Origin of the sequence: Cupriavidus sp. HMR-1 (genome assembly GCF_000319775.1) — a bacterium.
Taxonomy (GTDB): Bacteria; Pseudomonadota; Gammaproteobacteria; order Burkholderiales; family Burkholderiaceae; genus Cupriavidus; species Cupriavidus metallidurans.
Genome location: NZ_ANKP01000027.1, coordinates 1 through 18,990, shown reverse-complemented (window position 1 = coordinate 18,990; position 18,990 = coordinate 1). Strand labels below are relative to the sequence as shown.

Annotated in this window: 18 protein-coding genes; 5 read left to right on the top strand and 13 right to left on the bottom strand. The window is 64.7% G+C overall.

Going from position 1 to position 18,990, the window contains the following annotated elements; translation table 11 throughout:
- Positions 1–353 precede the first annotated feature (353 nt).
- On the top strand, positions 354–968 hold the full coding sequence (locus D769_RS02805) for a glutathione S-transferase C-terminal domain-containing protein (protein ID WP_008641899.1): 615 nt from the start codon (positions 354–356) through the stop codon (positions 966–968).
- 107 nt (positions 969–1,075) lie between these two features.
- Here D769_RS02805 and mnmA read toward each other — a convergent pair whose 3' ends face one another.
- The 5 genes from mnmA to D769_RS02780 form a co-directional block, all read right to left on the bottom strand.
- Positions 1,076–2,155 (bottom strand): tRNA 2-thiouridine(34) synthase MnmA, encoded by a 1,080-nt coding sequence (gene mnmA, locus D769_RS02800; protein ID WP_008641897.1) that lies wholly within the window; start codon positions 2,153–2,155, stop codon positions 1,076–1,078.
- Positions 2,152–2,703 (bottom strand): NUDIX hydrolase, encoded by a 552-nt coding sequence (locus D769_RS02795; RefSeq protein ID WP_008641895.1) that lies wholly within the window; start codon positions 2,701–2,703, stop codon positions 2,152–2,154. The genes mnmA and D769_RS02795 overlap by 4 nt, the downstream gene beginning before the upstream one ends.
- Positions 2,704–2,818: 115 nt before the next feature.
- Complete coding sequence (dapA, locus tag D769_RS02790) at positions 2,819–3,727, bottom strand: 4-hydroxy-tetrahydrodipicolinate synthase (protein ID WP_008641893.1); 909 nt, start codon at positions 3,725–3,727, stop codon at positions 2,819–2,821.
- Positions 3,714–4,034, bottom strand: a complete 321-nt coding sequence (locus D769_RS02785) for a hypothetical protein (RefSeq protein WP_008641891.1) — start codon at positions 4,032–4,034, stop codon at positions 3,714–3,716. The genes dapA and D769_RS02785 overlap by 14 nt, the downstream gene beginning before the upstream one ends.
- Positions 4,035–4,156: 122 nt before the next feature.
- Positions 4,157–4,954 (bottom strand): TorF family putative porin, encoded by a 798-nt coding sequence (locus D769_RS02780; RefSeq protein WP_008641887.1) that lies wholly within the window; start codon positions 4,952–4,954, stop codon positions 4,157–4,159.
- A 334-nt stretch (positions 4,955–5,288) separates the two neighbouring features.
- Here D769_RS02780 and D769_RS02775 point away from each other — a divergent pair, with 334 nt between their 5' ends.
- The 4 genes from D769_RS02775 to D769_RS02760 all read left to right on the top strand — a co-directional run bounded on the left by D769_RS02775 (position 5,289) and on the right by D769_RS02760 (position 9,652).
- The gene (locus D769_RS02775; RefSeq protein ID WP_008641886.1) at positions 5,289–6,410 is read left to right on the top strand and encodes a Re/Si-specific NAD(P)(+) transhydrogenase subunit alpha; all 1,122 of its coding nucleotides are present in this window, start codon (positions 5,289–5,291) and stop codon (positions 6,408–6,410) included.
- A gap of 180 nt (positions 6,411–6,590) precedes the next feature.
- The gene (locus tag D769_RS02770; RefSeq protein ID WP_008641884.1) at positions 6,591–6,914 is read left to right on the top strand and encodes an NAD(P) transhydrogenase subunit alpha; all 324 of its coding nucleotides are present in this window, start codon (positions 6,591–6,593) and stop codon (positions 6,912–6,914) included.
- Positions 6,911–8,386 (top strand): NAD(P)(+) transhydrogenase (Re/Si-specific) subunit beta, encoded by a 1,476-nt coding sequence (locus D769_RS02765; protein ID WP_085959044.1) that lies wholly within the window; start codon positions 6,911–6,913, stop codon positions 8,384–8,386. The genes D769_RS02770 and D769_RS02765 overlap by 4 nt, the downstream gene beginning before the upstream one ends.
- A 216-nt stretch (positions 8,387–8,602) precedes the next feature.
- Complete coding sequence (locus tag D769_RS02760; protein ID WP_008641881.1) at positions 8,603–9,652, top strand: response regulator; 1,050 nt, start codon at positions 8,603–8,605, stop codon at positions 9,650–9,652.
- A 72-nt stretch (positions 9,653–9,724) separates the two neighbouring features.
- Here D769_RS02760 and D769_RS02755 read toward each other — a convergent pair whose 3' ends face one another.
- The 8 genes from D769_RS02755 to dapB form a co-directional block, all read right to left on the bottom strand.
- On the bottom strand, positions 9,725–10,984 hold the full coding sequence (locus tag D769_RS02755) for a class I SAM-dependent RNA methyltransferase (RefSeq protein WP_008641880.1): 1,260 nt from the start codon (positions 10,982–10,984) through the stop codon (positions 9,725–9,727).
- A gap of 68 nt (positions 10,985–11,052) precedes the next feature.
- Complete coding sequence (locus tag D769_RS02750; RefSeq protein WP_008641879.1) at positions 11,053–11,658, bottom strand: 2-hydroxychromene-2-carboxylate isomerase; 606 nt, start codon at positions 11,656–11,658, stop codon at positions 11,053–11,055.
- A gap of 35 nt (positions 11,659–11,693) precedes the next feature.
- Complete coding sequence (locus D769_RS02745) at positions 11,694–12,116, bottom strand: CopD family protein (RefSeq protein ID WP_008641878.1); 423 nt, start codon at positions 12,114–12,116, stop codon at positions 11,694–11,696.
- 18 nt (positions 12,117–12,134) lie between these two features.
- Positions 12,135–13,415 (bottom strand): glutamate-5-semialdehyde dehydrogenase, encoded by a 1,281-nt coding sequence (locus tag D769_RS02740; RefSeq protein WP_008641877.1) that lies wholly within the window; start codon positions 13,413–13,415, stop codon positions 12,135–12,137.
- A gap of 126 nt (positions 13,416–13,541) precedes the next feature.
- Positions 13,542–14,612 carry a DNA polymerase III subunit delta gene (gene holA, locus D769_RS02735; protein WP_008641876.1) on the bottom strand — a complete coding sequence of 357 codons (1,071 nt, stop codon included), beginning with the start codon at positions 14,610–14,612 and terminating at the stop codon, positions 13,542–13,544.
- Positions 14,613–14,663: 51 nt separating this feature from the next.
- The gene (gene lptE, locus D769_RS02730; protein WP_008641875.1) at positions 14,664–15,179 is read right to left on the bottom strand and encodes an LPS assembly lipoprotein LptE; all 516 of its coding nucleotides are present in this window, start codon (positions 15,177–15,179) and stop codon (positions 14,664–14,666) included.
- A gap of 36 nt (positions 15,180–15,215) precedes the next feature.
- On the bottom strand, positions 15,216–17,837 hold the full coding sequence (leuS, locus tag D769_RS02725) for a leucine--tRNA ligase (protein ID WP_008641872.1): 2,622 nt from the start codon (positions 17,835–17,837) through the stop codon (positions 15,216–15,218).
- A gap of 169 nt (positions 17,838–18,006) precedes the next feature.
- Complete coding sequence (gene dapB, locus D769_RS02720; protein WP_008641871.1) at positions 18,007–18,804, bottom strand: 4-hydroxy-tetrahydrodipicolinate reductase; 798 nt, start codon at positions 18,802–18,804, stop codon at positions 18,007–18,009.
- Positions 18,805–18,990: the final 186 nt, after the last annotated feature.

The window sequence follows — 18,990 nt, the reverse complement described above, 5'->3', positions numbered from 1 at the left end:
GCGCGTTCCGCACATGGCGGGTGCGGGGGCGAGGCACGTGCGAAGCGATCAATGCGCCGCACGGCGCGATTTGTGCGATCACCGGGCAACGTTGGTGTGCACGGGCCGCGAAAAGCGTAACGCGCGATTTTATCATCGGACCATGGCGCTGTGCTGCACGCCATGACCAATGCCCCGTGATCCGTGCGCCAGGCCGCATTGGTGGCGCATCCGGCGCCCGGCGCGGGTATACTCGCGCTCGCTCATCCATTAGCCTGTTATGAAGTGCATCGGGCAAGCGGCCCGTCTGCCAGCGTGGAAATCCGCCTGCCAAGGAGCGCCGATGCACTTCATAACAAGCTCAAGGGGAGAACATGAAGCTGTATGCGTCCCAAACCAGTCCGTACGCGCGCAAAGTGCGCGTGGTGCTGGCGGAGAAGAAAATTGACTACGAGATGATCGAGGAGAACGTCTGGTCGCCAGACACCACGATCGGTCGGTTCAATCCGCTCGGCAAGGTGCCCTGCCTGGTCATGGAGGACGGCGGCGCGGTCTTCGATTCGCGCGTGATCGCCGAGTATGCCGACACGCTCTCGCCGGTCAGCCGCCTGATTCCGCAGGGCGGTCGCGAGCGGCTGGAAGTCCGCTGCTGGGAAGCCCTGGCCGATGGCCTGCTGGACGCCGCCCTGCTGGCGCGCCTGGAAGTCACACAGCGCAAGGAAAGCGAACGCAGCGAAAGCTGGGTGCAGCGCCAGCGCAGCAAGATCGACGCCGCGCTGACGTCGATGTCGACCGGCCTGGCCGACAAGACCTGGTGCACTGGCACCCATTACACGCTGGCCGACGTGGCGGTTGGCTGCGCGCTGGCCTACCTGGACTTCCGTTTCCCGGACATCGCATGGCGCGACCGCCATCCGAATCTGGTGGCGTTCCAGGAGAAGATCGAAAAACGCCAGTCGTTTATCGACACCGAGCCGCCGCGAGGCTGATCGCTCTCACGCGGCTGTCTGCGTGTGATCTTGCACGGCGCTTCACACTGGGTGTGAAGCGCCGTGTTGCATTCAGGTGCCGCCCAATCTGCGGCACCCTTCCCGCCTTACTGGATAATCCCGCCACCCAGGCAGACATCCCCGTCATACAGCACGGCCGACTGCCCCGGCGTCACCGCCCACTGCGGCTCCGCGAACGACAGCTTCAACGCATCGCCTTCGGCTGCCACCACCTTGCAAGGGGCATCGCTCTGCCGATACCGCGTCTTGGCGGCCATCGTGGCACCCGCCGCAGGCGGCTCGCCGGCCACCCACGACAGATCCGCAGCGTTCAGTTCCGACGTCAGCAGCCACGGATGGTCGTGGCCCTGCACCACGTAGAGCGTGTTGCTGGCCATGTCCTTGCGCGCCACGTACCAGGCATCGCCACTGCCATCGCGGCTGCCGCCCAGGCCGATGCCCTTGCGCTGGCCCAGCGTGTAGAAGGCCAGGCCGATATGTTCGCCCACCACCTTGCCTTCGGGCGTCATCATCGGGCCCGGTTGGGTCGGCAGGTAGCGGTTCAGGAAGTCGCGGAACGGACGTTCACCGATAAAGCAGATACCGGTGGAGTCCTTCTTCTTCGCGTTCGGCAGGCCGATTTCCGCGGCGATTTCGCGCACGCGTGTCTTCGGGATCTCGCCTAGCGGGAACAGCGTGCGCGAGAGCTGTGCCTGGTTCAGACGGTGCAGGAAGTAGCTCTGGTCCTTGGTGTGATCGAACGCCTTGAGCAATTCGAACTTGCCGTTGGCCGCCTGCCGCACGCGCGCGTAGTGGCCCGTGGCGATCGTATCGGCGCCCAGCGACATCGCGTGATCGAGGAAGGCCTTGAACTTGATCTCGGCGTTGCACAGCACGTCCGGATTCGGCGTGCGGCCGGCAGAGTATTCGCGCAGGAAATCGGCGAACACGCGGTCCTTGTACTCCGCGGCGAAGTTGACGGCTTCCACGTCCACGCCGATCACGTCGGCCACGGACGCCACGTCGAGCCAGTCCTGGCGCGTCGAGCAGTATTCGCTGTCGTCATCGTCTTCCCAGTTCTTCATGAACAAGCCGATGACTTCATAACCCTGCTGCTTCAGCAACCATGCGGTGACCGACGAATCGACGCCACCGGACAAGCCCACCACCACGCGCTTGCCGCTCATGATGCCGCTCCTGCCTGCGCCGGCGGATTCGTCGGCGCGGCGGTGTCGCCCGGCGCGATCGACGCGGCCACGGTGCTCGGATGCGTATGGATCATGTCGAGCGCGAAACGCTTGCCGGCCAGATAGTCGTCGACGCAAGCCATCAGCAGCGGCGAGCGATGGCGCTCGGGGCAGCCACGCAGTTCCTCGGCGGTCATCCACACGGTACGGACGATGCCGGTATCCAGCTGGCGCCCGGCGTCGAGTGTGCCGATATCGCCGGTAAAGGCGAAGCGGATATAGGTGGTGTCGCCCTGGTCGCGCGACGAACGGCCGCGGCTCGTGTAAACGCCCAGCAGCGCGCGCGGTTCGAACGAATGCGCGGTTTCCTCGAGCGTTTCGCGCACGACGGCGCGAATCAGGCTCTCGCCCGCTTCCAGATGGCCGGCGGGCTGGTTCAGACGCAGACCATCCGCGGTTTCCTCTTCCACCAGCAGGAAGCGGCCACCCCGTTCGATAACGGCGGCTACCGTGACGCTGGCATTCCAATCACGTGACATGGTGCACATTTTTTAAGCAATCCGGCATTTTACCGGTTGCCGTGCGAACGTGCATCGCGCGATGGTTCTTTCGGGCCACCTCGGCCCAGGCGTCTGCCAGTTTCCCCCGCAGGTCAGCGCCCGCTCAGGCGGCTTCCCGCGCGACGACAGGCGGCAGCAGCGCAATCGCCGCGTCGAGTCTCGCCACAAGTGACTTCGACGCCGGCATCAACGGTCGACGCACCTCCGGGCGCGCCAGACCACACAGCGCCAGCGCCGCCTTCACCGGGGCGGGGTTGGGCTCGTCGAACAGCAGTCCGATCAGCGGCGACAGTTGCCGGAACAGCGCGCGCGCCGCTTCCTCACGCCCCGTGCGGGCAAGTTGAATAAGCCGCACGAACAGATCGGGCCGGATATGGGCCGAGGCCGGCACGATTCCCGCGCCGCCACGCAGCAGATGGTCGAGCATGGCCGCATCATCGCCACAGAACACGTCAAGACGATCCTGCCCTGCCAACGCGCGCATTCCCGCCGCATCGCACTCCTTGAGCGCCACGATCTGCGGATGCGCGGCCAAACGCCACGTGAGGTCGGGCGAGATCGCGCAGCCCGTGCGCTTCGGCACGTTGTACAACATCAGCGGTCTGGCCGTATGACTGGCGACGCTGCGCATATGCCACGCGATCCCCTCATCGGACACGCGCAGGTAGTACGGCGGCGGCACGAGATAGCCAGCAAGATCGATCCGTTCGAGCCGACGCACCTGCTCGCAGACCGCATGGGTTGCCACACCGCCAACCCCGGCGATCACGGGCACGGCGCCTTGCACGGCCTCGAGTGTAGCGGCGGCGACCTGAAGGCGTTCCACGTCGGTCAGCAGTCCACCCTCCCCGGTCGTGCCGAGCACGATCAAACCGTCGACGCCAGCATCCGCGTAGTGCGCGGCAAGCCGCTGCACGCCGTCTACATCGACCTGACCGTGATGCAGCGGCGTAACCATCGGCAGCCATAGCCCATCGACGATGCGCGGGCGAGCGAACTCAATGCGTGGCATGGTCGTCTCCGAGCATCGTCGTCACGCCAAACTCGGCGGCGGGCAGCGCGGCCATGATGGCGTGCATGGCTGCCTCGCGGTCTTCGCGCCCCACCTCCACGTGCAGCGTGGTCTCGCCGTGGCGATGATCCACCTCCACCACGTAGACACGCGCAAGATTACCGATAGCACGATGCAATGTCTGGCGCAGCATGAAGACCTGCGCCGATGACACGGCAAGCCGCAGGCGAATCCACTGCACGTTCGAAGCGATCCGGCGTCGGGGCACCGACGCATAGGCCACGGCGAGATTCGAAGACTGTCGCATGTCGCGATGATCCGCGCCTGGCGGACCGTCTGTTGAACATGACATCCATGCTAGGGATAGCGATCTCAATTTGGCGCAGCATTCCGCGAGCGGCTCATCAACATCGCGTAAAGATGATGGGCTCAAAATGTCTTGGTGATCGACGCCCACGCCGCTGCCTTGCCGAGATATCGCCCACGATTGGCGCTGGTGTAGAACGACGCCTTCGCGTTGGTATCCACATAGGCCACCGCCAGCGAGAAGCCCTTGCCCAGATCCTTGGTCAGGCCGAGTTTCCAGTCCGTGTACGACGCATCGCTGTGATGGGCCACGCCCTGATAGCCCACGTGCGCATTGAACATGAGACCCCAGACGTTCAGCGGCACATTCGCCGACAGGTCGACGTAGTAACTGTTCTTGCTGTCGTCGATACCGAACAGATTGGTCACCGCATGCGAGTACTTCAGGAACACCGGGCCATAGCCGATGCCTGCGTACAGCTCCGTGGTGTACGGGCGCGTAGTGGTGTACCCACCTGGGTAGTAGTACTCCAGCACGCCGACGTCGTAGTTGAACTCGAGGTCAGACAGCTTGAAGGTGTTCCTGAAGCCACCGTAGAAATCCATTTCCACGGGCGATGACACCGACGAATCGGCATCCTCGAGCCAGCTGATACTCGAGTTCCAGTTGCCGACGTAGAAGCCGCTGGCGTGGGAATAGTCGAATCCGCCCTGGATGGCCGGGCGCAGATTGGTCTGGCTGATGCCGCGATAGCGGTAGTCGGACACCAGCGACACATTGGCCGTGAACGTATGGGGCGTGGAAGGTTCGGCCACGGGCGCAGAGGCTTCCTGCGCAAAGGCCGACGAAAACGGCATGGCGAACAGCACGGCAGCGGCCAGTCCCGCCGGCGCCGAAGTGAGCAGACGTGTTGCGATCATGAGGAATCAGTTGTGCGTTTGGAGAGACGCCTCGAAAGAGACGTGAACGCCACGATACGCAGCCGCGCGTCAAATCGGCATCAAGAATGGGCAGGCCACCGAAGCAAATCCATCAAGGTGAATTGCGAAGCAATCGCCGCCCGATGAAAGAAGTCATTTCATGAGGCGCAAGAATGAGTCTCTGTGACGCCACAAATCCCCGACCGCCCAGTCACCACCGAATGTAAGTTTCGGGTAAGCTGCGCAAAAAATGGTGCGCCGCACGCGGTACACCGGGGGCGAGGACGTCTGCCCAACCAATCAGATACGACGCCATCAAAAGGAGAAATGGACGATGCATATCGGCATCCCGCTCGAGACGCGGGCAGGTGAGGCGCGAGTCGCTGCCACCCCGGAGACCGTCAAGAAGTACGTTGCGCAGGGCCATCAGGTAACGGTGCAAGCCGGCGCCGGTGTCCGCGCCAGTGTTCCCGATGCAGCGTTCGAAGCGGCAGGCGCGCGCATCGGCTCCGCGGCCGACGCGCTCGGCGCGGAACTCGTGCTGAAGGTCCGCGCGCCGGACGATGCCGAACGAGCCCAGATCAAGCCGGGTGCCGTGCTGGTCGGCATGCTTAATCCCTTCGATATCGAAAACAACGCGCGCATGGCCAGCGCCGCGATCACGGCGTTCGCGCTCGAAGCCGCGCCGCGTACCACGCGCGCGCAGAGCATGGACGTGCTGTCTTCGCAGGCCAACATCGCCGGCTACAAGGCCGTGCTGGAGGCCGCGCACCACTACCAGCGCTTCATGCCGATGCTGATGACGGCAGCGGGCACGGTCAAGGCCGCGCGCGTGCTGATCCTTGGCGCCGGCGTGGCGGGCCTGCAGGCCATCGCCACGGCCAAGCGACTGGGCGCCGTGATCGAAGCCTCCGATGTGCGCCCTGCCGTGAAGGAGCAGATCGAATCGCTCGGCGCGAAATTCGTCGACGTGCCGTTCCTGACTGACGAAGAGCGCGAGATCGCGCAAGGCGTGGGCGGCTATGCCCGCCCGATGCCCGCCGACTGGATGCGGCGCCAGGCCGAACTGGTGCACCAGCGCGCCACGCAGGCCGACATCGTCATCACCACCGCGCTGATCCCGGGCCGCCGCGCGCCGGTGCTGCTGCAGGAAGAGACCGTCAAGCAGATGAAGCCCGGCTCGGTCGTCGTCGACCTCGCCGCGGCACAGGGCGGCAACTGCCCGCTGACCGTCGCCGACGAAGTGGTCGAGCGCCACGGCGTCACCCTGATTGGTCACACGAACCTTGCCGGCATGGTTGCCGCCGATGCGTCCGCGCTGTACGCGCGTAACGTGCTGGACTTCCTCAAGCTGATCATCGACAAGGATGCCCGCTATACGCTGAATCTTGAGGACGACATCGTCGCCGCCTGCCTGATGTGCAAGGACGGCCAGGTCATCCGCGAGGCAGCCTGATCCGACACCGGCGCCAGGCCATCACGCCCTGACGCCAGTCCGCCGATGACCTTGCAGCAGCGCGGGGAGCCATCCGCACTGCAACCCGCCATCGGCGGACCCAGATCTCGCAGCCTCGATCCGACGCAACGCGAAGCGAAGCGCATCAGCAAGTATTCAAAAGCAACGGAGGAGAAGTCGATGGAGATGGTTAACCACACGGTGATCAACCTGATCATCTTTGTGCTGGCGATCTACGTGGGATACCACGTGGTCTGGACGGTGACGCCCGCGCTGCACACCCCGCTCATGGCCGTGACCAATGCGATCTCGGCCATCATCATTGTCGGCGCCATGCTGGCGGCCGGCCTCACCGAAGGCGGCGTAGGCCGCGTCATGGGCACGGTGGCCGTGGCACTGGCCGCGGTGAACGTGTTCGGTGGCTTTCTGGTGACCCAGCGCATGCTGGAGATGTTCAAGAAGAAGGAACCGAAGGCGAAGGCTGACAACAAGGGAGGTGCGTGATGGAAGCCATCAGCATGAACCTTGTGACGCTGCTGTACCTGGTGGCATCGGTCTGCTTCATCCAGGCGCTGAAGGGCCTCTCTCACCCGGCATCGGCCCGCAAGGGCAATGCGTTCGGCATGATCGGCATGGCCATCGCCGTGGTGACCACGCTGGCGCTGATCGTCAAGATCAAGCACGAGTTCCTGGCGGTAGGCGCGGCGCAGTCGTCGGTTGGCACGGGTCTGGCGCTGATCTTCGGCGCGCTGGTGGTCGGCGGCGGCATCGGCGCCTATGTGGCGAAGAAGGTCGAAATGACCAAGATGCCCGAGCTGGTGGCCGCGATGCACTCGCTGATCGGTCTGGCCGCCGTGTTCATCGCCGTGGCCGCCGTGGCGGAGCCTGCCGCGTTCGGCATCACGCCGGCTGGCTCGCATCTGATTCCGCTCGGCAACCGCATCGAACTGTTCATCGGCTGCTTCGTCGGCGCGATTACGTTCTCCGGTTCGGTGATCGCATTCGGCAAGCTGTCGGGCCGCTACAAGTTCCGTCTGTTCCAGGGCGCGCCGGTGGTGTTCCCGGGCCAGCACTGGCTGAACCTGCTGCTGGCCATCGGCATGATCGGCTTCGGCGTGATCTTCTTCCTGTCGCAGTCGTGGCTGCCGTTCCTGATCATGCTGGCCATCGCGTTCGTGCTCGGCGTGCTGATCATCATTCCGATCGGCGGCGCTGACATGCCCGTGGTGGTGTCGATGCTGAACTCGTACTCGGGCTGGGCAGCGGCCGGCATCGGCTTCTCGCTGAACAACCCGATGCTGATCATCGCGGGCTCGCTGGTGGGCTCCTCCGGCGCGATCCTCTCGTACATCATGTGCAAGGCGATGAACCGCTCGTTCTTCAACGTGATCCTGGGCGGCTTCGGCGCAGATGCATCGGCCGGCGCAACGGCGGGCGCGCAGGCGCAGCGCAATGTGAAGTCCGGATCGGCGGATGACGCTGCCTTCGTGATGAGCAATGCGGAAACCGTGATCATCGTGCCCGGCTACGGCCTGGCCGTGGCCCGTGCCCAGCATGCGCTTAAAGAATTGACCGAGAAGCTGACCGAGCACGGCGTGACGGTGAAGTATGCGATCCACCCCGTGGCGGGCCGAATGCCGGGTCACATGAACGTGCTGCTGGCCGAAGCCGAGGTGCCGTACGATCAGGTCTTCGAGATGGAGGACATCAACAGCGAGTTCGGCCAGGCCGACGTGGTGCTGGTGCTAGGCGCCAACGACGTGGTCAATCCAGCCGCCAAGACCGATCCGAAATCGCCGATCGCCGGGATGCCGATCCTGGAGGCGTACAAGGCCAAGACGATCATTGTGAACAAGCGTTCGATGGCAGCCGGCTACGCGGGCCTGGACAACGAGCTGTTCTACATGGACAAGACGATGATGGTGTTCGGCGATGCCAAGAAGGTGGTCGAGGACATGTTCAAGGCGGTCGGATAATCTGCCGTTAATCTTCCGAGCGGCAGCAGGTCTGCGAAGTGAATAAAACAACTCGCAGACCTGAAATCAACGAAATCGAACGAGTGCGGCCGGCAACCAACGCCGGCCGTTTCGTTTTCCGGATTTCGATTCCTGCGCGCGGGTTCGGCGCTATACTCGCCTAGCCCCGGCCTCTCACGCACACCGTCCACCGCCGACGGCAGATTTGATCGCACCATGACATTCAGTTCGCATGACAGGAATCTGTCGGTCTTCCATCACCCCGTGCTGACGGTGCTGGTGGACGACAGCAAATCGTTCATCGACAGCCTGGCATTCCAGATGGATGCATCCCGCGCGGTGGTCAGCTTTACCGACCCGCGCGAGGCACTCGCGTGGATTCGAGAAGCGTATGCCACACGGCACCCGGCGTTCCTGCCGGTGCACGTTACCCATGATGACCTGACTTTCCTGTCCGAGCGCCGCACGGTGCAGCTCGACGTCGATCGCATTCATCGCCAGATTCACGATGTGAAGCGCTTCCTGCAGCCCGGCGTGATCGTGGTCGACTACTCGATGCCGCAGATGGACGGCCTCGAGTTCTGCCAGGCACTGGAAGGCCTGCCCTGCAAGACCATCCTGCTGACCGGCACGGCCGACGAAAGCATCGCCGTGCAGGGCTTCAACCACGGACTGATCGACCGCTACGTAAAGAAGCACGATCCAAACATGGTGGCGCGGCTCAACGAGGAAATCGACGCGCTGCAGCAGCAATACTTCGCCTCGATCTCGCGCACGCTACGCGACCTGCTGACTCGCCATTCGTACTCGTTCCTGTCCGACCCGGCGATGGCCGACCGCGTGCGCCAGACGGCCGCGCGCTATGGCTTTGTCGAGTACTACCTGTATCCGAATCCGGTGGGCATGCTGCTGCTGACCGCCCAGGGCCATGCCACGCTGATGGTGATCGAAACGCGCGCGGGGCTGATGAGCCAGGTGGAATCCGCCGAGGCCTACGAGGCGCCAGCCGCGCTGATCGAAGGCCTGCGCGAGGGTCGCATCGTGCCGTTCTTCTGGCCCGGCAACGGCATGTACACGCCGGCCTGCGTGGACTGGGAACAGTACTGCCTGCCCGCCGAGCGTTGCGAAGGTCAAGAAGAGTACTTCTACGCGCTGTTCGACCTGCCCCGCCACATGCTGCAGGAACCCGTGGTCAGCCTGCAGAGCTTTCTGGCGGAATTCACGCGGAATCCGGAATTGATGACGGGGCGGAACAAGCGCGACTGATTCGACAACACTGGAAGCACCATTTGTTGTCACCCCTCCCCCTCACGCGGGAGAGAGGCGTAGAACCATCGCTCAATCCTTCTTCTGTTCCCGATTCCCGCCCCGCACCATATCGAACCGGAACAACCTGCATTCGATATTGCCGTTGTACAGCGGCGTGCGGCGCGATTCTTTCAGGCGTAGTCGCTTCGGCATCGTCAGATCGCCAGTGAATACCCACGCCTGCCAGCCCGAGAAGCTCTGCTTCAGCGTCGTCGCAAACGCCGCAGCGAACTGGTTGGCGGCGGCTTCCTCGGCCTCGTCGCGCGGCGCGTCCTGCATGGCACCCCGGCGATCGCCACGCACGGCAATCCGTTCGCCGTAAGGCGGGTTCATCAGCATCAGCCCTGCATCGGCAAAAGGCGGCTGGACGAAGCGCGCATCCACCTGTTTCAGTTGCACATCGCCCGGCAGGCCGGCGCGTTGCCAGTTGGCCTGGGTCATCGACAGCATGTCCGTGGAAATATCCGACCCGGCGATCTTCAGATTCGTGGCGCGACCGGCAGCTTGCTCGCGCGCGCGCTGTGCATCGGCACGCAGCGCCTGCCATGCCTTGGTGTCGCAGCCCTTCAGCCACTCGAACGCAAATGTGCGAGCGGCGCCCGGCGCGAGGCCCAGCGCCACCTGCGCGGCCTCGACGAGGAACGTGCCGCTGCCGCACATCGGATCGAAGAACGGACGATCGGTCTGACCCGCCGTCCAGCCGGCCAGACGCAGAATGCCGGCGGCCAGGTTCTCCTTGAGCGGCGCCTCGCCCTTTTCCATGCGCCAGCCGCGCTTGAACAGCGGCTCGCCGGTGGTGTCGAGATAGACGGTGCAATCAGTTTCGGTCAGGTGCGCGTAGATGCGGACATCCGGGCTCACCGTATCGACGCTGGGACGCGCGCCCAGCCGCTCGCGCATTGCGTCGCAGACCCCGTCCTTGACGCGCAGTGCCGTGAAATTCAGGCTGCGCAGCGGCGACTTGTGCGCCGTGACATCGACACGCAGCGTCTCGTCCGGCGAGAACCACTGTTCCCAACGCTGCTGGCGCACCAGCGAGTAGATGTCGTCCTCGTGCCGGTAACCACGCTGCGCCACGCGCAGCAGCACACGGCTGGCGATGCGCGAGTGGAGGTTGACAGCATAGGCGGCCGCCATCTCCCCCGAGAACGTCACACCGCCCGGCACCTCCCGATGCACTTCGAACGGCGCGGCGGCCACCACGGCCGGATACCGCGCGATTTCGCGTAGTTCCTCGGCAAGGGCGGGTTCCAGGCCGCGCGGGCAAGGTACAAAGAAGGCTTGGGTCATGGCGTGAAAATCCTGCAAACAAAAACGTCCGCCATGGCGGACGGAAGGTATCGGTGACCGTCCCCCGATCAGCCCGCCGCGAGCGCGCGGTCGAGGAAATCGAGTCGGTCCTGGCCCCAGTATGGCTGGCCGTCATAAACGAACCACGGCGCGCCGAACACGTTGGCGGAGATGGCGTCCTGGGTGTTCTGCGCATACGCGGCTTGCACCGCCTGCCCCTCGCTGGCCTTGAGCAGGCTCGCGCCGTCGAGACCGCATTCCTCGGCGATCAGCGACAGCGTGGCGGCATCGGCGATATTGCGCTGGTCGGCCCACACCGCGCGCGAGATCGCGCCGGTCAGTTCCAGCGCGCGCGCCGTGCCGTTGGCCAGTTGAGCGGCGATGATCAGGCGTGCCGCGGCATCGCCTGAAACCGGGAAGAACGTTGGGTGCAGGTTGAGCGGGATGCCGAGGAACTTGCTCCAGCGTTCCAGTTCGACCAGCCGGTAGGCCTGACGCTGCGGCGGGCGCTGCGCCAGCGGCAAGCCGCCCGACACCGCGAACACCTTGCCGATATCGCAGGGCTTCAGCAGCACCTGGGCCTTGTGACGGTTGGCAATCTCGACAAAGCGCGCGTGTCCCAGATAGACAAACGGGGAAGGCGGCGCCAGAAAATACTCGACCTGCTTGCTCATCACGACCTCACGGTAGAACGAATTGGAACGTCAGCTTAAAACGGCTTTACGACAACCAGGATGACAACCGCCAGCAATACCAGCACCGGCAGTTCGTTGAACCAGCGGTAGAAGGTGTGCGAGCGCGTGTTGGCGCCGCGTTCGAACTTGCGCAGCAGCACGCCGCAGCCGTGGTGGTAGCCGATCAGCACCAGCACCAGCGCCAGCTTGGCATGCATCCACCCCTGCCCCGCGCCACGGCCAATGCCATAGCCCAGGAACAGCCAGAGGCCGAACACGATGGCCGGAACGGCCAGCATCGTCATGAAACGGAACAGCTTGCGCGCCATCAGCAGCAGGCGTTTCACGCTGGCCGCATCGGTCTCCATCGCCAGATTGACGAAGATGCGCGGCAGGTAGAACAACCCCGCGAACCACGAAGTCACGAACAGGATATGGAACGCCTTGACCCAAAGCATGTGCTGATCCGCCTCCGGTTACGTACGAATCTCGCCGTCACCGAACACGACGTACTTGAGCGAGGTCAGCCCTTCCAGGCCCACCGGGCCGCGAGCGTGGAGCTTGTCGTTGGAGATGCCGATCTCCGCGCCGAGGCCGTACTCGAAGCCGTCGGCAAAGCGCGTCGAGGCATTGATCATCACGCTGGCCGAATCGACTTCACGCAGGAAACGCATCCCGGTGGTGTAGTTCTCGGTGATGATCGAATCGGTATGCGCCGACCCGTAGGTGTTGATGTGTGCGATGGCGGCGTCCAGTCCGTCCACCGTGCGGATCGCCAGCACCGGCGCCAGGTACTCGAGACGCCAGTCCTCTTCGGTGGCGTCGACCAGACCCGAGAAGCCGGCGGCTTCCAGCGTGGCACGCGTTGCCGGGCAGACGCGCAACTCGACACCCTTTTCCTGGTAGATACGGCACAGCGGCGGCAGCGCCTTCGCAGCGATCTCGCGCGACACGAGCAGCGTTTCCATCGTGTTGCACGGCGCGTAGCGCTGCGTCTTGGCGTTGTCGCACACACGCACGGCCTTTTCCAGGTCGGCGTCGTCATCGATATAGACGTGGCAGATGCCGTCCAGGTGCTTGATCATCGGCACGCGCGCTTCTTCCATCAAGCGGGCGATCAGGCTCTTGCCGCCGCGCGGCACGATCACGTCGACATACTCGGTCATCGTGATCAGGCGACCAACCGCGGCGCGATCCGTGGTTTCGATCACCTGCACGGCCTCGGAGGGCAGCCCCGCCGCGGCCAGTCCCTCGGCCACGAGCGCGGCCAGGGCAGTATTCGATTCGATCGCCTCGGAGCCGCCACGCAAAATCGTAGCGTTGCCCGACTTCAGGCACAGCGCCGCCGCATCGATGGTCACGTTCGGACGCGATTCGTAAATGATGCCGATCACACCGAGCGGCACGCGCATCTGACCCACCTGAATGCCGGTGGGACGGAACTTCATGTTCGAGATTTCGCCGATCGGGTCCGCCAGCGCGGCGATCTGCTCGAGGCCGGCTGCCATCGTGGCGATCGCCTTGTCCGACAGTGTCAGGCGATCAATGAAGGCGGCGTCCTGGCCGTTAGTGCGGGCGCGTTCGACGTCGCGGGCATTGACGGCCTTGAGCTTGTCCGCATCGCGGCGGATGGCCGCGGCAATCGTCAGCAGCGCGCGGTTCTTGTCGGCCGTGGAAGCACGCGCCATGGCGCGCGATGCCGCGCGGGCCTGCTGGCCGACGCGGGTCATGTAAGCGTGGAGATCGAACTCGGTCATGATGGTGTCCGGGCCTGTGCCCGGTCTGCTATGAGTGCCGCGATGTCGATGCGCCGGCGCGGCTGCCGGCGATTGTTCTGGTTCGGTGGTCCGGTCACCTGTCCGGACCCTGGGGGCCCGGAGGCCTCATGCAGGTCTGGCGATCATCAGCGCAAGCTGCATTAGGCCGTCCCAGGGCTCGGCTGGCAACGCGCCGGCCGCTCCGCCGGCGCCTGGCAGGTCGGACAGGCCCTTGACCTGCCGGTCCAGTCGCGCGGCCATGGCAAGCGCGGCTTCCAGTTGCGGCATCGACAGCCGTTGCGCGGCCTGTGGTACGAGCCGCTCGCGCGGGCCCCAGACGCGCAGTTCGCGCATCAGCACGCCCGCCGGCTTGCCGCCCGCCAAGCCTTGCCGGACCTTGGATAATACGCGAATTTCCTCGGTCAGCGCCCACAGCACCAGCACCGTAGCCTCGCCCTCGCCACGCAGCCCTTCGAGCATACGCACCAGGCGCGGCACGTCGCCGCCGAGCATCGCTTCGGACAGTTTGAACACGTCGTAGCGGGCCACGTTCAGCACCGCGTCCTGAACCTGGTCGAAGGTCAGCGCGCCGGGCGGATAAAGCAGGCCGAGCTTCTGAATTTCCTGATGCGCGGCCAGCAGATTGCCCTCGACCTTCTCGGCGATGAACTGCAGCGCGCGCCGCCCTGGCTCGCCCGGCTCCACCCGCTGCTGCTGCAGGCCGAGTCGTTCGCCCACCCAGGCGGGCAGCCGTGTGCGGTCCACGGCATCGACCTTGATCGACACCCCCGCCGACTCCAGCGCCTGGAACCAGGCCGATTTCGTCGTGGCGAAATCCAGGCGCGGCAGCGTGACCAGCATCACCACATCGGGCGACGGCTGGGCGGCCGCGGCGCGCAATGCCTCGCCGCCGTCCTTGCCCGGCTTGCCCGATGGAATACGCAACTCGACGATCTTGCGGTCGCCGAACAGCGACATCGACTGCTGTGCCTCGATGACCTGGCCCCACTGGAAGCCACGTTCGGCCACCAGCACGTCGCGCTCGGAGAAACCGGCCTCGCGCGCCGCGCGGCGCAGGCGATCTACCGCCTCCAGCACCAGCAGGTGCTCGTCGCCGTGAACGACGTAAAGCGGCGCCAGGCCCTTGGCCTGCGCCTGCCTCAGATGTGCCTCGAGTCCGTCGAGCTTGAGCTGCATTGTCGCCCTATGTTTCCTGTGTCGGCCTGAGTCGCGCCGATACCCGGCGCGTCAGATCGTCTTGACCGAGGCCAGCCGGCGCATGAGCTGATTCACAACATCGCGCTGCATGTCGCGATAGAGCTGCTGCTCTTCGTAGTCCTTGGCCAGCGTGTTGGCTTCGTTGTAAGTCAGGTCGCGCGTCAGCAGCAGCGTCGACGGCGGGATCAGCTCCTTGCCACTGGCATCGCGCAGGCGGAAGGTAAAGCGGTAGGTCAGACGGTATTCCCGCACCACACCCTCGGTGGTAATCGAGAGGATCGACTTGGCCCGCGTATCGGCCAGCACGTCGAGCAGTGCGTCCGCTTCCTTCGGGTCGGTAACGATCTGCGTGTCCGAGCCATTGCGGATGTTGCGGCGCAAATCCGCACCCATCAGCGAATTCGCGGGAATGCCGATGTAGAGCCGCTTGAACGCGAAATCGGCGTTACCGCGCATATGGAAGCCGCAGCCACCCAGCAATGCCGCCGCCGCTGCCGCGGCGCCGATGGCGAAGAAACCGCGGCGTCCCATGTTCGGTCGATCCATTCGTTATCCCTGTCTGCTGATTCCAGTCCGCGTGCTTCAAAGCACGACGTTGACGAGACGGCCCGGCACCACCACGATCTTCTTCGGTGCGGCACCGGCGGCGAACTTGGCCACGATCTCGCTGGCGGCTGCGGTGGCCTCGATCGCGGCACGGTCAGCATCGGCCGGCACCGTCAGGCTGCCACGCACCTTGCCGTTGACCTGCAGCACCAGTTCGATCTCGCTGCGCACCAGCGCGGCTTCGTCGACTTGCGGCCATGCGGCGTCGAGAATGTCGACCGTCTCAGCGGCGTAGCCGAGTTCCTGCCACAGCCCGTGGGCGATGTGCGGCACCACCGGGTACAGCACGCGCAGCAGCACGCTGAAGCCTTCACGGCGCCCGGCCGGCGAAGCGGTCTTCGCATCTTCCAGCGCGTTCAGCATCTTCATCGTGGCGGACACCACGGTGTTGTACTGGATGCGCTCGTAATCGTAGTTGGCCTGCTTGAGCACGGTGTGGATCTCGCGGCGCAGCGCGGCGTCATCGGCCGTGGGCGCGGTGCCGGCGCCATCGCGGATCGCCTGGGCGTTTGCATAGCCGTAGTTCCACACACGGCGCAGGAAGCGCGACGCGCCCTCCACACCCGAACCGCTCCATTCGAGTTGCTGCTCGGGCGGCGCGGCGAACATCACGAACAGGCGTGCGGTATCGGCGCCGTACTGGTCGATCAGCGCCTGCGGGTCGATGCCGTTGTTCTTCGACTTCGACATCTTCTCGATGCCGCCGATCACCACCGGCTGACCGTCGGCCTTCGCCGTGGCGCCAGCCGGGCGGCCGCGCTCATCGGTCTGCACGTCCACGTCGGCCGGGTTGAACCAGGTCTTCTTGCCGGAGGCGTCCTCGCGGTAGAACGTCTCGTTGAGCACCATACCCTGCGTGAGCAGGTTCGTGAACGGCTCGTCGAACTTGACCAGGCCCATGTCGCGCATGACCTTGGTCCAGAAGCGTGCGTACAACAGGTGCAGAATCGCGTGTTCGATGCCGCCGATGTACTGGTCCATCGGCATCCAGTAATCGTTGCGCGCATCGACCATCGTGCCTGCGTCGGGGCACGTATAGCGCATGTAATACCAGCACGAGTCGATGAACGTATCCATCGTGTCGGTCTCGCGGCGCGCCGGCTTGCCGCACGACGGGCAGGTGCACTCCAGGAATCGCGGGTCCTTGGCCAGCGGGTTGCCCGTGCCGTCCGGCACGAGGTCCTCGGGAAGCACCACCGGCAGATCCTTCTCTGGCACCGGCACCACACCGCAGCTGTCGCAGTGGATCAACGGGATCGGCGTGCCCCAGTAACGCTGGCGCGAAATGCCCCAGTCGCGCAGGCGCCAGGTCACCTTCTTCTCGCCCAGGCCCTTGGCGGCCAGATCGGCGGCGATGGCGTCGACGGCGGCCTTGTAGCCGAGACCGTCGTACTTGCCACTATGAATGCAGAGGCCGTGTTCCTTGTCGCCGTACCACTCGAGCCACGCGTCGGTCGAATAGGCCTGACCCTTGACGTCGATGACCTGCTTGATCGGCAGGTTGTACTTGAGCGCGAACGCGAAGTCGCGCTCGTCATGCGCCGGCACGCCCATCACGGCGCCGTCGCCATAGGTCATCAGCACGTAGTTGCCGACCCAGACGTCGACCTGCTCGCCGGTCAGCGGGTGCGTGACCTTGAGGCCGGTCGGCATCCCCTTCTTCTCCATGGTCGCCATGTCGGCTTCCATGACGGAACCGTGCTTGCATTCCTCGATGAACGCGGCCAGCGCCGGGTTGCTCTCGGCGGCGTGCGTGGCCAGCGGATGCTCGGCGGCCACGGCGCAGAACGTCACGCCCATGATCGTGTCGGCACGCGTGGTGAACACGTAAAGCTTGCCGTCGTTGATCAGCTTGCCATCCGCGTCCTTGATCTCATGCGGGAAGGCGAATCGCACACCTTCACTGCGGCCGATCCAGTTCTGCTGCATGATCTTGACGCGCTCGGGCCAGCCGAGGCCGTCGAGGTCGCCAAGCAATTCCTGCGCGTAATCGGTGATACGCAGGTAGTACATCGGGATTTCACGCTTTTCGACCACCGCGCCCGAACGCCAGCCACGGCCGTCGATGACCTGCTCGTTGGCCAGCACGGTCTGGTCCACCGGATCCCAGTTCACGGTGCCGGTCTTGCGATAAGCGATGCCCTTTTCCAGCATCTTCAGGAACAGCCACTGGTTCCAGCGGTAGTACTCGGGGCTGCAGGTCGCCACTTCGCGCGACCAGTCGATCGCCAGGCCCATCGACTGCATCTGCTTCTTCATATAAGCGATGTTGTCGTAGGTCCAGGCGGCCGGTGCCACGCCGTTGTTGAGCGCGGCGTTCTCCGCCGGCATCCCGAACGCATCCCAGCCCATCGGCATCAGCACGTTACGGCCGTTCATGCGCAGGTAGCGCGCCATCACATCGTTGATCGTGTAGTTGCGCACGTGGCCCATGTGGAGCTTGCCCGACGGGTAGGGCAGCATCGAGCAGGCGTAGAACTTGGACTTTTCCTTGCCGTCGGGCCCGACCGCGTGCTCCGACACCTTGTAGGCATCGATCGCTTGCCAGTGCTGCTGGGCGGCTTGTTCAACGGCGGACGGAAGATATTTGTCTTGCATGGTCGGGACGACGGTCTGGGCAGCGGTCCGCGGGCGACTGGCGCGCCGGGCGACCGGGGGGATCGGAAATGCGAAAGAGACGATTATAACCGTGGCGTATGTCCGCCACGGCTCGCACGGAAAGGCTGGAACGGCCCGCCTCTGGGCCGCGCCGGGCGTGCTTGCGGGCTTACTTCAGGCCCAGCACATCCTGCATGTCAAACATGCCGCTCGGCTTGTCGGCCAGGAAACGCGCCGCACGCACCGCACCATCGGCATACGACTGGCGGCTGGACGACTTGTGGCTGATCTCGATGCGCTCGCCGATACCGGCGAACATCACCGTGTGATCGCCAACGATATCGCCGCCACGGACCGTCGCGAAGCCAATCGACTTCGCGTCACGCGGGCCGGTATGGCCTTCGCGCGCGTAGACCGCGCATTCGTCGAGATCGCGGCCGATGGCCTTGGCGATCACTTCGCCCATCGCCAGCGCCGTGCCCGACGGCGCGTCGACCTTGTGACGATGGTGCGCCTCGATGATCTCGATGTCGTAGCCCGTGGACAGCAGCTTGGCCGCCACTTCCAGCAGCTTGAACGTGGCGTTGACGCCGACGCTCATGTTCGCGGCAAACACCACGCCGATCGACTTGGCCGCATCGGCCAGTGCCTGCTTGCCGGCGGCATCGAAACCGGTGGTACCGATCACCATCTTCTTGCCCAGGCGCTTGGCCACCGCCAGGTGCGCCAGCGTGCCCTCGGGGCGGGTGAAGTCAATCAGGCAGTCGGAGGCCGAGAGCACGGCCTCGATGTCGGAGGAGATCTTGATGCCCGTCTCGCGGCCCAGAAACAGTCCGGCATCCTGGCCCAGCGCCGCAGCACCCGGCACGTCGAGCGCGCCGGCCAGCGTCACGCCGTCGGTATTGAGCACCGTTTCGATCAACATGCGACCCATGCGGCCGGAAGCCCCTGCAATGGCGATTTTCATGATTGGGTATGTCGGAATGAAAACCGTCCGGCATTCGACCGGACGGCTTGGGTGTCTGAAATGGACCCGCCGCCGCGTTTAGCTGGCAGGTTTGGCCGGAACGTCCGAAGCCGCGTTGGCTGGCGCCTCGGCCGGCTTTTGCTGAGCGGCCTCGGCGGCAGCAGGTGCCACGGCCGCCGGCGCGGG

Coding starts and splice junctions, on each gene's coding strand:
- D769_RS02750 (WP_008641879.1), bottom strand. CDS start 11,658: ATGAGCAAGCAGGTCGAGTATTTTCTGGCGCCGCCTTCCCCGTTTGTC.
- D769_RS02755 (WP_008641880.1), bottom strand. CDS start 10,984: ATGACCCAAGCCTTCTTTGTACCTTGCCCGCGCGGCCTGGAACCCGCC.
- D769_RS02770 (WP_008641884.1), top strand. CDS start 6,591: ATGGAGATGGTTAACCACACGGTGATCAACCTGATCATCTTTGTGCTG.
- D769_RS02760 (WP_008641881.1), top strand. CDS start 8,603: ATGACATTCAGTTCGCATGACAGGAATCTGTCGGTCTTCCATCACCCC.
- dapB (WP_008641871.1), bottom strand. CDS start 18,804: ATGAAAATCGCCATTGCAGGGGCTTCCGGCCGCATGGGTCGCATGTTG.
- lptE (WP_008641875.1), bottom strand. CDS start 15,179: ATGGATCGACCGAACATGGGACGCCGCGGTTTCTTCGCCATCGGCGCC.
- leuS (WP_008641872.1), bottom strand. CDS start 17,837: ATGCAAGACAAATATCTTCCGTCCGCCGTTGAACAAGCCGCCCAGCAG.
- mnmA (WP_008641897.1), bottom strand. CDS start 2,155: ATGAGCGGCAAGCGCGTGGTGGTGGGCTTGTCCGGTGGCGTCGATTCG.
- D769_RS02805 (WP_008641899.1), top strand. CDS start 354: ATGAAGCTGTATGCGTCCCAAACCAGTCCGTACGCGCGCAAAGTGCGC.
- D769_RS02745 (WP_008641878.1), bottom strand. CDS start 12,116: ATGCTTTGGGTCAAGGCGTTCCATATCCTGTTCGTGACTTCGTGGTTC.
- D769_RS02780 (WP_008641887.1), bottom strand. CDS start 4,954: ATGATCGCAACACGTCTGCTCACTTCGGCGCCGGCGGGACTGGCCGCT.
- D769_RS02775 (WP_008641886.1), top strand. CDS start 5,289: ATGCATATCGGCATCCCGCTCGAGACGCGGGCAGGTGAGGCGCGAGTC.
- dapA (WP_008641893.1), bottom strand. CDS start 3,727: ATGCCACGCATTGAGTTCGCTCGCCCGCGCATCGTCGATGGGCTATGG.
- holA (WP_008641876.1), bottom strand. CDS start 14,612: ATGCAGCTCAAGCTCGACGGACTCGAGGCACATCTGAGGCAGGCGCAG.
- D769_RS02740 (WP_008641877.1), bottom strand. CDS start 13,415: ATGACCGAGTTCGATCTCCACGCTTACATGACCCGCGTCGGCCAGCAG.
- D769_RS02795 (WP_008641895.1), bottom strand. CDS start 2,703: ATGTGCACCATGTCACGTGATTGGAATGCCAGCGTCACGGTAGCCGCC.
- D769_RS02785 (WP_008641891.1), bottom strand. CDS start 4,034: ATGCGACAGTCTTCGAATCTCGCCGTGGCCTATGCGTCGGTGCCCCGA.